The organism is Pseudomonas sp. RL_5y_Pfl2_73, assembly GCF_963970515.1.
Classification (GTDB): Bacteria; Pseudomonadota; Gammaproteobacteria; order Pseudomonadales; family Pseudomonadaceae; genus Aquipseudomonas.
Genome location: NZ_CAXAPD010000030.1, coordinates 1 through 12,172, shown reverse-complemented (window position 1 = coordinate 12,172; position 12,172 = coordinate 1). Strand labels below are relative to the sequence as shown.

Annotated in this window: 11 protein-coding genes; 5 read left to right on the top strand and 6 right to left on the bottom strand. The window is 59.0% G+C overall.

What is annotated here, in order from left to right; genetic code table 11:
• Positions 1–72 precede the first annotated feature (72 nt).
• The 4 genes from AACY42_RS23545 to AACY42_RS23530 all read right to left on the bottom strand — a co-directional run bounded on the left by AACY42_RS23545 (position 73) and on the right by AACY42_RS23530 (position 4,298).
• Positions 73–1,905: an ABC transporter ATP-binding protein gene (locus AACY42_RS23545; protein ID WP_339482662.1), complete on the bottom strand. Its 1,833-nt coding sequence runs from the start codon at positions 1,903–1,905 to the stop codon at positions 73–75.
• Positions 1,906–1,988: 83 nt separating this feature from the next.
• Positions 1,989–2,552, bottom strand: coding sequence for a peptidylprolyl isomerase (locus AACY42_RS23540; protein WP_339482660.1), 564 nt, complete (start codon positions 2,550–2,552; stop codon positions 1,989–1,991).
• A 4-nt stretch (positions 2,553–2,556) separates the two neighbouring features.
• A complete protein-coding gene (locus AACY42_RS23535; RefSeq protein ID WP_339482659.1) occupies positions 2,557–3,360 on the bottom strand; it encodes an alpha/beta fold hydrolase in 804 nt (267 codons plus the stop codon).
• A 14-nt stretch (positions 3,361–3,374) separates the two neighbouring features.
• On the bottom strand, positions 3,375–4,298 hold the full coding sequence (locus tag AACY42_RS23530) for a LysR family transcriptional regulator (RefSeq protein ID WP_339482658.1): 924 nt from the start codon (positions 4,296–4,298) through the stop codon (positions 3,375–3,377).
• A gap of 50 nt (positions 4,299–4,348) precedes the next feature.
• On the opposite strand from AACY42_RS23530, the gene AACY42_RS23525 reads away from it, so the two are divergent.
• The 4 genes from AACY42_RS23525 (at position 4,349) to AACY42_RS23510 (ending at position 8,528) form a co-directional block, all read left to right on the top strand.
• Complete coding sequence (locus AACY42_RS23525; protein ID WP_339482657.1) at positions 4,349–4,663, top strand: 3-phosphoglycerate kinase; 315 nt, start codon at positions 4,349–4,351, stop codon at positions 4,661–4,663.
• Positions 4,664–4,813: 150 nt separating this feature from the next.
• Positions 4,814–5,413, top strand: coding sequence for an FMN-dependent NADH-azoreductase (locus AACY42_RS23520; RefSeq protein WP_339482656.1), 600 nt, complete (start codon positions 4,814–4,816; stop codon positions 5,411–5,413).
• Between the two features lie 299 nt (positions 5,414–5,712).
• On the top strand, positions 5,713–7,581 hold the full coding sequence (locus tag AACY42_RS23515; RefSeq protein ID WP_339482655.1) for an ATP-binding protein: 1,869 nt from the start codon (positions 5,713–5,715) through the stop codon (positions 7,579–7,581).
• An 80-nt stretch (positions 7,582–7,661) separates the two neighbouring features.
• On the top strand, positions 7,662–8,528 hold the full coding sequence (locus tag AACY42_RS23510; protein WP_339482654.1) for a carboxylate/amino acid/amine transporter: 867 nt from the start codon (positions 7,662–7,664) through the stop codon (positions 8,526–8,528).
• A gap of 140 nt (positions 8,529–8,668) precedes the next feature.
• Here the strand turns inward: AACY42_RS23510 and AACY42_RS23505 are convergent, their stop codons facing one another.
• Positions 8,669–9,967 carry a mechanosensitive ion channel family protein gene (locus AACY42_RS23505; RefSeq protein ID WP_339482653.1) on the bottom strand — a complete coding sequence of 433 codons (1,299 nt, stop codon included), beginning with the start codon at positions 9,965–9,967 and terminating at the stop codon, positions 8,669–8,671.
• Between the two features lie 193 nt (positions 9,968–10,160).
• Between AACY42_RS23505 and AACY42_RS23500 the strand changes: the two genes are divergently transcribed.
• A complete protein-coding gene (locus AACY42_RS23500) occupies positions 10,161–11,507 on the top strand; it encodes a DEAD/DEAH box helicase (protein ID WP_339482652.1) in 1,347 nt (448 codons plus the stop codon).
• A 224-nt stretch (positions 11,508–11,731) separates the two neighbouring features.
• Here the strand turns inward: AACY42_RS23500 and AACY42_RS23495 are convergent, their stop codons facing one another.
• Positions 11,732–12,007, bottom strand: a complete 276-nt coding sequence (locus AACY42_RS23495; RefSeq protein WP_339482651.1) for a hypothetical protein — start codon at positions 12,005–12,007, stop codon at positions 11,732–11,734.
• Positions 12,008–12,172 lie beyond the last annotated feature (165 nt).

The window sequence follows — 12,172 nt, the reverse complement described above, 5'->3', positions numbered from 1 at the left end:
TGTTTGGGGAAAGATCGCAGCCTCGTTGCACTCGACAGTTCCTACACAGGGAACATCTGAGTCAGAGGTGTATCAATCGATCCCCACAAACCCACCTGTCTGATGCTGCCACAATCGCGCATACAGCCCGCCATGGGCCAGCAGTTCGGCATGGCTGCCGGTTTCGGCGATGCGGCCATTCTCCAGCACCACCAACCGGTCCATTCGGGCGATGGTGGAGAGGCGGTGGGCAATGGCGATCACGGTCTTGCCTTGCATCAAGGTCTCTAGGCTTTCCTGGATCGCCGCCTCGACTTCCGAGTCCAGCGCTGACGTCGCTTCGTCCATGATCAGGATCGGCGCGTCCTTGAGCAGCACCCGCGCGATAGCGATGCGCTGGCGCTGGCCGCCGGACAGTTTCACGCCGCGCTCACCCACATGGGCATCGAAGCCGGTGCGGCCTTCGGCGTCTGACAGCAGTGGGATGAACTCATCGGCACGGGCCTTGCGCACGGCTTCCCAGAGTTGCGCATCGGTGGCGTCGGGCTTGCCATAGAGCAGGTTGTCGCGAATCGAGCGATGCAGCAGCGATGTGTCCTGGGTGATCATGCCGATGCGCTCGCGCAGGCTTTCCTGGCCGACTTCGGCGATGTTCTGGTCATCGATGAGAATGCGCCCGCCTTGCACGTCATAGAGGCGCAGCAGCAGATTGACCAACGTGGATTTACCGGCGCCGGAAGGACCGATCAGGCCAATTTTTTCGCCGGGCTTGATGGTTAGGTTCAGATCGCCGATGACACCACTTTTCTTGCCGTAGTGGAAATCCACATGCTCGAAACGCACCTCGCCCCGGCTCACCGTCAGGGGCTTGGCCTGGTCGTGGTCGGTGACGCTGACCGGTTGGGCAATGGTCTGCAAACCGTCCTGGACCATGCCGATGTTTTCGAAGATGCCGTTGACCACCCACATGATCCAGCCGGACATGTTAACGATGCGGATCACCAGCCCGGTCGCCAGGGCAATGGCACCCACGCTGATCAGCGACTGGGTCCAGAGCCACAACGCCAATGCCGTGGTGCCGACGATCAGCAGCCCGTTCATGGTGGTGATGACCAGGTCCATGCTGGTGACCACGCGGCCGGCCAACTGGGCTTTTTCGGTCTGCTCCTGGATGGCTTCGCGGGCGTACTGCTGTTCGAAATTGGTGTGGGCGAACAGCTTCAGGGTGGTGATGTTGGTGTAGCCGTCGACGATCCGGCCCATGAGCTTGGAGCGGGCATCGGACGATACCACCGAGCGCTCCTTGACCCGTGGCACGAAATAACAAAGTGCACCGATGTAGGCGGCAATCCATATCAGCAACGGGATCATCAGGCGCCAGTCGGCTTCGGCGAACAGCACCAGGGAGCTGATGGCGTAGATCAGCACGTGCCAAAGGGCATCCACGGCCTGCACGGCCGAGTCGCGCAGGGAGTTGCCGGTCTGCATGATGCGCTGGGCGATGCGCCCGGCGAAGTCGTTCTGGAAGAAATTCAGGCTCTGCTTGAGCACGTAGCTGTGATTTTGCCAGCGGATCAGGCTGGTCATGCCAGGGCTCAGGGTCTGGTGCACCAGCAGGTCATGCAGGGCCACGAAGATGGGCCGGAAAATCAGCGCCACCACGGCCATCCAGGCCAGCTCCAGGCCATGGACCCTGAAGAAGTCAACATTGGGCGTGCCCTGGGTCAGGTCGATGATGCGGCTCAGGTAGCTGAACAGCGCCACTTCGATCAGCGCGCCGATCAGACCCACCACCAGCAATACGGCGAAGCTGGGCCAGACCTGTTTCAGGTAATAGGTGTAGAAGGGCAGGACGCGATTCGGCGGGGCCGACGAAGGAGCGTCGCGGAAAATATCGATCAGTGTTTCGAAGCGGCGATAAACCATCACTCAATGCCCTGGCAGGGGCTCTCCTTATTGCTATGAGCGGCGCGGGATGACCGCACCGCCCAGGCTTGCCGTGTGCCTCTTCAGTCGATGCGCTTGGCCGACTTGATGATCACAGGATCGGCCGGCACGTCTTTCATGCCGCCGCGTTGGGTGGTTGGCGAGTTGACGATGATGTCCACCACGTCCATGCCCTTGACCACCTTGGCGAACACCGCGTAACCGGCGTCACGGCCCGGATCGAGGAAGGCGTTGTCGGCCACGTTGATGAAGAACTGGCTGGTGGCCGAGTTCGGGTTGGAGGTGCGCGCCATCGACAAGGTGCCGCGAACGTTGTGCAGGCCATTGCTGGCTTCGTTCTTGATCGGCGCCTTGGTTTCTTTTTGTTGCATGGCTTGAGTGAACCCGCCGCCCTGGGCCATGAAGCCCGGGATCACCCGGTGAAAAATCGTGTTGGTGTAGAAACCGCTGTCTACGTACTCAAGGAAGTTCTTGGTACTGATGGGGGCCTTGACCGGGTCCAGTTCGATTTCGATCTGACCGTTGGTGGTGTCGAGCAATACATGGGGTGCCTTGGCTGGCGTGGCGGCCATCAGGTTGGCGGCAAACAGTACGGTGCCGGCGGCGAGGGCGAATTTTTTCAACATGGGGTCAGTGATCCTGAGTGGTGGAGTCGGTTGCGGTCAAAAAGTCGAGCAGGGTTTGGTTGAAGCGTTCGGGTTGATCCAGCGGGGTCGCGTGCCGTGAATCGGCGATGACCACCAGCCGTGCATCGGGCAGCCGTTTTACATAGGCTTCTTTCAGCGCCACGGGGGTGTAGTCGTGGTCGGCGCAGATGACGAGGGTTGGACAGGCAACCTGCGAAAGTCGTTCCTGCACGCCCCAGCCCACGATCGCATCGAAGCTGGCGAGATAAGCACGTTTGTCGTTCTTTGCCCAGCGCCGGGCCATTTCCAGGCGTAACTCGGTTTGCTCGGCCTTGGGGAATAACTTGGCGCCGAGGGCTTTGCCGATGGTCGCCAGGCTGAGCAGGCGCATCAGGCTCCAGCGCTTGAACCACTGCCAGCAATCGTCGGGCGTGCGGATCTTGACCTCTGGCGCGCTGTTGACGATACACAAGCTCTTGACCCTATGGGGCTCATCCACCGCCAACTGAAAAGCGATCATGCCCCCCATGGACCAACCCACCAGATGCACCGGGCCCAGGCCCAGGTGTTCGATCAAGGCGATCAGATCGGCGCTGAAACCTTCGATGCTGTAGCGCTCCTGCGGCTTGTCGGAGCGACCGTGGCCGCGCACATCCACCACGATCAGGTGGTAATGGGCGCAGAGCACCGGGATCTGCTTTTCCCAGTCCCGGGTGCTGGAACCCAGCCCGTGGACCAGCAGCAAGGGCGCGCCGTGGCCGTATTCCTCGTAGTGCAGGTTGCAACCTTCATGTTCGAAATAGGCCATCAGCGAAGTCCTTGTCAGGCTTGTTCAGGGGCGGCGAACGGTGCATCCAGCGGCGCAGTATCGAAGGTGCGCAGCAATTCGATCAGGATTTGCGTGGCCGGGCCCAGGTTTTTTTCCTTGTTCGAATACAAATAGAAGCTCGGGTTGCGGCTGCCACCCTGGTCCAAGGGTAGCTGTTTAAGCGTGCCTTCCTTGATTTCCCGCTCGATCATGTGCCGGGGCAGCCAGGCGAAGCCCAGGCCGCTACCCACGAAAGTCGCTGCGGTGGCCAGACTGCCGACGGTCCAGCGTTGCTCGGCACCGAGCCAACCCACGTCGCGAGGTTGCTGGCGTCCGGAGTCGCGGATCACCACTTGCAACTGGCTTTCCAGATCCTGGAAAGTCAGCTCGCGGTTGAGGCGATGCAGGGCATGTTCGGGATGCGCCACCGCGACGAATTCAACGTCGCTCAACTCTGCCCCCAGATAACCAGGAATGCTGAAGCTACTGATGGCCAGGTCGGCCACGCCTTCGAGCAGCACCTCTTCGACCCCCGACAGCACTTCTTCGCGCAGCCGCACCCGGCAGCCACGGCTTTGCGGCATGAACGCGGTCAAGGCGCGAACGAGGCGGGCGTTGGGGTAGGCCGCGTCGACCACCAGGCGCACTTCCGCTTCCCAGCCTTGCTCCATGTGGTGGGCCAGGTCTTCCAGTTGGCTGGCCTGTTTCACCAGTTGCCGGGAGCGGCGCAGCAGCACGCCACCGGCTTCGGTCAACACGGCCTTGCGCCCATCGATGCGCAGCAACGGCACGCCGAGCTGATCCTGCATGCGGGCCACGGTGTAGCTCACTGACGACTGGGAGCGATGCAGCACTTCAGCGGCCTGGGCGAAACCGCCGTGGTCCACCACGGCCTGCAAGGTGCGCCATTGATCAAGGGTCACGCGGGGCGCTTTCATATCGGGCTCCTCTTGTCCTAAGCTGACAGTCCCTTGGTGGAGACTGCCGAATGAAGAAAATCTGTTGTGCGGTGCTGGCCTTGCTGCCACTGACTGCGTTTGCCTACCCGATTGATGTGGAAAAACACCTCAATGGCCTGAGCATCGACTACAACGCCTATGACACCGATGCCGATATCGGTTCCATCCGTGTCAACAACTACGGCAGCACCGATGCAGCTTGTACCGTGGTCTTCAGAAATGGCCCTGAAGCACCTCGTACCCGCAAGCTGGAAGTCGCCGCCGGCAAGTTCAAGAACGCCACGGCCAAGTTCAACCGCAACATCATCAAGCTGCGCATCAAACTGACCTGTCAGCCGAAATAGCCCGACAGTGGGGCAGGCAATATTGCTTGCCCTGCTTATAAACGAATTTATCGATGCTTTGCAGCAGTTATTTGCGCTTTTTCATCGATATGCTCGCGTTTAACCTTCACTCCATCGACTGACAACATTCTCAGATGGAGCCTACAAGCCATGTCCCGCGTTCTGATCATCGAAAGCAGTGCCCGCCAGCAAGACTCGGTGTCCCGTCAACTGACCCAGACCTTTATCAGCCAGTGGAAAGCGGCGCACCCGGCCGACGAAATCAGCGTTCGCGACCTGGCCATCGATCCGGTGCCGCACTTGGATGCCAATCTGCTGGGTGGCTGGATGAAGCCTGCCGAGCAGCGCAACGACGTTGAAACCACCTCGCTGGAACGCTCCAACCAACTGACCGATGAATTGCTGGCCGCCGACGTGCTGGTAATGGCGGCACCGATGTACAACTTCGCCATCCCCAGCACCCTGAAAGCCTGGCTCGACCACGTGCTGCGTGCCGGCGTGACGTTCAAATACACCCCCACCGGCCCCCAAGGCCTGCTGGCCGACAAACGCGCATTCGTGCTGACCGCCCGTGGTGGCATTCATGCCGGCGGCAGCACTGACCATCAGGAACCCTACCTGCGCCAGGTTATGGGCTTTATCGGGATCCACGACGTGACCTTCATCCATGCCGAGGGCATGAACCTGGGCGGCGACTTCCAGGAGAAGGGTTTGAATCAGGCCAACGCCAAACTGTCCCAGGTCGCCTGATCCGTTAATCTTCAGGTAATCGCCAAGTGGTCTAGTGGCTTGGCGCTTCCCTTCAAACCGTTTTGCGCATCGAACCTCCCTTTGCACTTATTGCTCCTGAGTGCATCAGCCCGATTGAACGCTTTAGCGAAATCGGGCTTTTTTTTGGGGAAATGGAAACAACGGCCCTTTTAGATGGACGGCCTTTCAAGTCTTGAGGGCTGGAAAATGTGCAGGCCCTAGCTTCACCCGGATTGGGCAAGTCTTCCGACGCCTGCTGTGGTAATTTATGCGCGCAATTACAGTAGGGAGACTGTGATATGTTCAAAGTCAAACGGAAAACATGGGTTTTATTTTTGGCCTACCTCATGGGGGCGAGTAGCTATATCTACTACCTCTATGTCGAAACGCAAAGCGTCCTCACCGACAATATCAATAATAAATTGCTGCATGCCGCGCTGGGCGCTTCGGCCATCCTCGGCGACCGTTACCATGACAACCTGCTCGATAAACAATCCAAATCGCAAGCGCAGGACTGGGATACCATTCAGCGGCTCTCCGGCTTCAACGAGTCCATGGGCACTGCGTTTGTCTATAGCGTGATCAAGCGAGGTGCAAAGGCCTACTTGGTCAGTTCCAGCGCATCGAAAAAAGAAATTCAAGAGCAGAATTTCGTGCGTTTTTTCGACCCTTATCCCGATGCCAGCCAGGCTTTACTCGACAGTTTTGAGCGCACCGAGCCAACCTGGATTGATTATTCGGATCATTGGGGGGATTTTCGCGCAGTCTTTGTCCCAATAAAATCACAAGACGGTACGGTGTATGTTGTCGGGGCGGAAGTTACCTTGGCGGACTACTATCAACAACTTAATCATGACTCCCTGTACCACATCATCCTGGCCATCCTGGTATTTCTCGCTTTCCTCCTGTTACGCATGCGCGCTCATCTCCAGCACCTGCGAGTCAATGAGCAGGTATTGAATCAGGCAAAAAATGCCGCCGAAGACGCTGATCGTTCAAAAACCAGCTTTCTGGCAACCATGAGTCATGAAATTCGCACCCCGATGTACGGTGTCATTGGCGCGACCGAGTTATTGGCCCGGTCCGCCCTCGATCCCGAGCAACGCCGTCTTCTCACAACGATTCATTCCAGTGGACGGACCCTGCTGTCTCTTATCGATAACATTCTCGACCTGGCAAAAATCGAAGCGGGCAAACTTGAATTGAAACCTCGTGTTTTCGAAGTGAGAGCACTGGTTTCATCCTGTATGGAGCTAATCCGGCAAAATATCCAGGACAAACTCATAGTGCTGGAGGCGCAGTTTTCCCCGGACGTACCGCCTTTGGTCAAAACCGATATGGACTGCCTTCGCCAGATATTGATCAACTTGCTGGGCAATGCGGTCAAATTTACCGAAGTCGGAAAAATATCGCTCCTGGTCACCACCAGCGGTTACGGCGCTCAAGCGTGGCTCGACTTCTCCATACGTGATACCGGCATCGGTATCCCCGCCGAACGGCAAGACAATCTGTTCAAGCCCTTTACCCAGTTCAAAGGGCCGGCTAGCCAACGCTTCACGGGGAGTGGGCTGGGCCTTTCTATCTGTAAGAACCTGCTCGAGGCGCAGCAGGGGACTTTATCGTTCACCAGCCAGCCAGGTGTCGGCTCGACATTCTCCTTTTCTCTCCCCATGGCGCTTTTTTCAGTCTCGGAAGTACCCGACAGGGATGATCATGCGGCGGTTGGCTTCGACTCGTCTTTTGCCGAGGATTATCCGCTCGATATCCTTCTGGTGGAGAACCATTCGGTGAGCCAGAAAGTGGCCATGGCGATGCTACACGAGTTGGGTTATGCACCCGACCTTGCGTCAGATGGCCTGGAAGCGGTCAATCGTTGCATGGTTTCGACGCCAGAGATCATTCTGATGGATATCAACATGCCCGTGATGGATGGGATGGAGGCGGTGCGTAGAATCCGCGAGTTACCCCAGGGCGATACTTGCTACATCGTTGCTTTCACCGCGAGTGTTTTTTCCAGCGAGATAGAACGTTTCAGGGCCGCTGGTGCCGATGACATCTTGACCAAACCGGCCAACTTCCAGGCGCTGACCCGAGTGCTCCAGCGTGCCGCCAACCACCGGCACCAGCGCCAGGCCAATTCTTGGGTCGTGGATGAAATTCCGAGTTAATGGGATAACGGTGGGAGCGGGCAAGCTCGCTCCCACCGTTCAAAACCGCTATCTTCGCCGCCATTCGAAACGAGGGCGGCATGGGCTATCTACTTTTTGTGACATTGATCCAGGCGTTTTCCTTCAGCCTGATCGGCGAGTACCTGGCCGGGCATGTGGACAGTTATTTCGCGGTGCTGGTGCGGGTCCTGCTGGCCGGGTTGGTGTTCATTCCGCTGACGCGCTGGCGCCAGGTGGAGCCGGCGTTCATGCGCGGCATGCTGTTGATCGGCGCTTTGCAGTTTGGCGTGACCTACGTCTGCCTGTACCTGAGCTTTCGCGTGCTGACGGTGCCCGAGGTGCTGCTTTTCACCATCCTGACGCCCCTGCACGTGACCTTGATCGAAGACGCACTGAACCGTCGCTTCAATCCCTGGGCGCTGATCGCGGCGCTGGTGGCGGTGGCCGGTGCGGCGGTGATTCGCATCGACCGGATCAATCCGGATTTCTTCATGGGTTTTTTGCTGCTGCAATTGGCCAACTTCACCTATGCGGCCGGGCAGGTGCTCTACAAACACCTGGTGGCCCGCCACCCGAGCGACCTGCCGCATTACCGGCGTTTCGGTTATTTCTATCTCGGTGCGCTGATGGTGGCGTTGCCGGCATTCCTGCTGTTCGGTAAGGCCGACTTCTGGCCCGAAGCGCCGCTGCAATGGGGCGTGCTGGTGTTTCTGGGCCTGGTCTCCACCGCACTGGGGCTGTACTGGTGGAACAAAGGCGCGTGCCTGGTCAATGGCGGGACCCTGGCGGTGATGAACAACCTGCACGTGCCGGTGGGGCTACTGGTGAACCTGCTGATCTGGAACCAGCACGAGGCACTGGGGCGGTTGCTGCTGGGTGGGTCGGTGATATTGGCGGCGGTGTGGATCAGTCGGTTGGGGGTACGCCAACCTCAGCCTTCACCCTGAATCCTGAGTCCTGAACCCTGTGGGAGCGAGCTTGCTCGCGATAGCGGTGTGTCAGAAACAGGGATGCTGACTGATACGCCGCCATCGCGAGCAAGCTCGCTTGTATGTTTAGACTTGAAGGGGGGGGGGGGCAGACCACCTCAAACCAGCTGCTTCTGCGGCTCCGGCAGTTGGCTCGCCCCCAACACCGCCGGCAGCAGCCCCGAACGCAGGTCCGTGCCGCTTGGCTGCTGGTACAGGTTCAACCCGAACTCCGGCATCACCGCCAGCAGGTAATCGAAAATATCCCCTTGGATACGCTCGTAGTCGGCCCATGCGGTGGTGCGGGTGAAGCAGTAGATTTCCAGCGGGATGCCCTGGGCGGTGGTCTGCATCTGTCGGACCATGCAGGTCATGTTCGGCTGGATCTCCGGGTGGCTTTTCAAATACGCCAGCGCATAGGCGCGGAAGGTGCCCAGGTTGGTCATCCGCCTGCGGTTGGCCGACATCGCCGCGACGTTGCCTTGGGCCTCGTTCCAGGCCTTGAGTTCGGCCTGCTTGCGGCCGATGTAGTCGGTCAACAGGCGCACCTGAGTCAGGCGCTGTTCTTCCTCGTCGTGCAGGAAACGTACGCCGCCGGCGTCGATGAACAGGCTGCGCTTGATCCGTCGCCCGCCGGACTGCTGCATGCCGCGCCAGTTCTTGAACGACTCGGACATCAGGCGCCATGTGGGGATCGAGACAATGGTCTTGTCGAAGTTCTGCACCTTGACGGTGTGCAGCGTGATGTCCACCACGTCACCGTCGGCGCCGACCTGGGGCATCTCGATCCAGTCGCCGACCCGCAGCATGTCGTTGCTGGTCAGTTGCACGCTGGCGACGAACGACAGCAGGGTGTCCTTGTAGACCAACAGGATCACTGCCGACATCGCCCCCAGGCCTGACAGCAGCAACAGCGGCGAGCGGTCGATCAGGGTGGCAACGATGATGATCGCGCCAAAGATATACAGCATCATCTTCGCCAGTTGCACGTAGCCTTTGATCGAGCGGGTACGTGCATGCTCAGTGCGGGCGTAGACATCCAGCATGGCGCTGAGCAGGGCACTGAGGCTCAGCACCATGAACAGGATGGTGAAAGCCAGGGCGACATTGCTCAGGAAAGTCATGCTGGTGGTGCTCAGTTCCGGCACCAGGTGCAGGCCGAACTGGATGATCAACGAGGGTGTCATCTGCGCCAGGCGATGAAAGACCTTGTTCTGGCGCAGGTCGTTGACCCAGTTCAAGGCCGGTTGCCGCCCGAGCAATTTGGCCGCGTGGAGGATCAGGTAGCGCGCTACGCGTCCGAGCACCAGGGCGATGACCAGCAGCAACATCAGGGTGAGGCTGGAATGCAGGATCGGGTGCTGGTCAAGGGCACCCCAGAGGTCTTGGATGTTGACCCAGAGTTGTTTGATGTCCATGGACGAAACGGTTCTTCTCTAAAGACGTGACGGAGCGATTAGAGCATTTAAGTCCGGTCAAGTGACCGTTGATGCAATAACGGCTGATAAAAATGCACTGATTTACCGCCGTTTGTATAAAGAAACTCGGCCTTCGCGCTCGAAACCGTTACCCTATGCAGCTGTTTTTTTGCATTTCTTCGAGGTAGCACCCGTGTTTTCCCAATTCGCCCTGCACGAACGCCTGCTCAAAGCCGTGGCCGAGCTTAAATTTGTCGAGCCAACGCCGGTGCAGGCAGCGGCTATTCCGCTCGCGCTCCAAGGGCGTGACCTGCGGGTGACGGCGCAAACCGGCAGCGGCAAGACCGCCGCGTTCGTGCTGCCGATCCTCAACCGCCTGATCGGCCCGGCCAAGGTCCGCGTCAGCATCAAGACCCTGATCCTGCTGCCGACCCGTGAACTGGCCCAGCAGACTTTGAAGGAAGTGGAGCGCTTTTCGCAGTTCACCTTCATCAAGTCCGGCCTGATCACTGGTGGCGAAGACTTCAAGGTCCAGGCCGCCATGCTGCGCAAGGTGCCGGACATCCTGATCGGCACCCCCGGGCGGATGATCGAGCAGTTGAACGCCGGCAACCTCGACCTCAAGGAAGTCGAAGTGCTGGTGCTGGACGAAGCCGACCGTATGCTCGACATGGGCTTTGCCGAAGACGTGCAACGCCTGGTGGATGAATGCACCAACCGCCAGCAGACCATGCTGTTCTCCGCCACCACCGGCGGTTCGGGCCTGCGCGAGATGATCGCCAAGGTGCTGAACAACCCAGAGCACTTGCAGCTCAACGCGGTCAGCCAATTGAACTCCACCACCCGTCAGCAGATCATCACTGCCGACCACAACCAGCACAAAGAGCAGATCGTGAACTGGTTGCTGGCCAATGAGACCTACGAAAAAGCCATCGTGTTCACCAACACCCGGGCCATGGCCGACCGCATCTACGGTCGCCTGGTGGCCCAGGAATACAAGGCGTTCGTGCTGCACGGCGAGAAGGACCAGAAGGACCGCAAGCTGGCCATCGACCGCCTCAAGCAGGGTGGTGTGAAAATCCTCGTCGCCACCGATGTCGCCGCTCGCGGCCTGGACGTGGATGGCCTGGACATGGTCATCAATTTCGACATGCCCCGCAGCGGCGACGAGTACGTGCACCGCATCGGTCGTACCGGTCGGGCCGGCAACGATGGCCTGGCGATCTCGCTGATCTGCCACGGCGACTGGAACCTGATGTCGAGCGTCGAGCGCTACCTCAAGCAGAGCTTCGAGCGCCGCACCATCAAGGAAGTCAAAGGCACCTACGGCGGGCCGAAGAAGGTCAAGGCCTCGGGCAAGGCCGTAGGAGTGAAGAAGAAAAAGGTCGACGCCAAGGGCGACAAGAAGAAAACCGGCGCCAAGGCCCCGACCAAGCGCAAGACCGCCAACCGTCCGAAGAGCGACACTCCGTCGCTGGTCAGCAAGGACGGCATGGCCCCGCTCAAGCGGCGCAAGCCAGAGGCGCCAGCGGCTGAGTGAGTCAGCGTTAGCGTTTTATAAAAAGAACCGGACCTTGAGCCCGGTTTTTTTATGGGCAACTGAATCTGACGCAAAGCCCTGTGGCGAGGGGGATTTGTGGGAGCAAAGCTTGCTCGCGACACAGACGCCTCGGTTTCTGAAAGACCGCATCACCTTCATCGCGGGCAAGCCTTGCTCCCACAGATCCCCTCCCACAAAAGCGGGTTGTGCTCGGCCTTGTGCAGTCAACCGGCTTTCTTTTCTGCCTTCTTCAGCTCTTCCAAACGCTTATCGATCAACTGGCACTTGTCCGGCACATCCTTGCTGGCAGTCTCCAGGTCCATGGCCTGCAACTCGTCGTTCATTTCCTTGGCCTTGGCCGGGTTCTGTTCGGTGAGCTTGGTCACTTCATTTGCCAATTGTTCGCGCTTGGCGGTCGCTTCCTCTGGCGTGCAAGTGGCCCAGGCGGGTAGGGCACAGGTGAGGGTGGCTGCAAGGGTGAGTTTCAAGAGGGTTTTCATGGCAGAGCCTCATATTCCTTGTTGGGCAGGTAATGGGTTGTAGTGGTTTAATGAATCCGGACACCCATTTAGGCGAGAATGCTCGCCAGATAGAGGTGTCTCATGACCAAACAACGCCGTTCCTTTTCTGCTGAATTCAAACGCGAGGCTGCTGACCTCGTACTC

What these genes read in the sequence shown, in the direction of transcription:
- AACY42_RS23545 (WP_339482662.1), bottom strand. Translation starts at nt 1,905, where the DNA reads ATGGTTTATCGCCGCTTCGAAACACTGATCGATATTTTCCGCGACGCT.
- AACY42_RS23540 (WP_339482660.1), bottom strand. Translation starts at nt 2,552, where the DNA reads ATGTTGAAAAAATTCGCCCTCGCCGCCGGCACCGTACTGTTTGCCGCC.
- AACY42_RS23535 (WP_339482659.1), bottom strand. Translation starts at nt 3,360, where the DNA reads ATGGCCTATTTCGAACATGAAGGTTGCAACCTGCACTACGAGGAATAC.
- AACY42_RS23530 (WP_339482658.1), bottom strand. Translation starts at nt 4,298, where the DNA reads ATGAAAGCGCCCCGCGTGACCCTTGATCAATGGCGCACCTTGCAGGCC.
- AACY42_RS23525 (WP_339482657.1), top strand. Translation starts at nt 4,349, where the DNA reads ATGAAGAAAATCTGTTGTGCGGTGCTGGCCTTGCTGCCACTGACTGCG.
- AACY42_RS23520 (WP_339482656.1), top strand. Translation starts at nt 4,814, where the DNA reads ATGTCCCGCGTTCTGATCATCGAAAGCAGTGCCCGCCAGCAAGACTCG.
- AACY42_RS23515 (WP_339482655.1), top strand. Translation starts at nt 5,713, where the DNA reads ATGTTCAAAGTCAAACGGAAAACATGGGTTTTATTTTTGGCCTACCTC.
- AACY42_RS23510 (WP_339482654.1), top strand. Translation starts at nt 7,662, where the DNA reads ATGGGCTATCTACTTTTTGTGACATTGATCCAGGCGTTTTCCTTCAGC.
- AACY42_RS23505 (WP_339482653.1), bottom strand. Translation starts at nt 9,967, where the DNA reads ATGGACATCAAACAACTCTGGGTCAACATCCAAGACCTCTGGGGTGCC.
- AACY42_RS23495 (WP_339482651.1), bottom strand. Translation starts at nt 12,007, where the DNA reads ATGAAAACCCTCTTGAAACTCACCCTTGCAGCCACCCTCACCTGTGCC.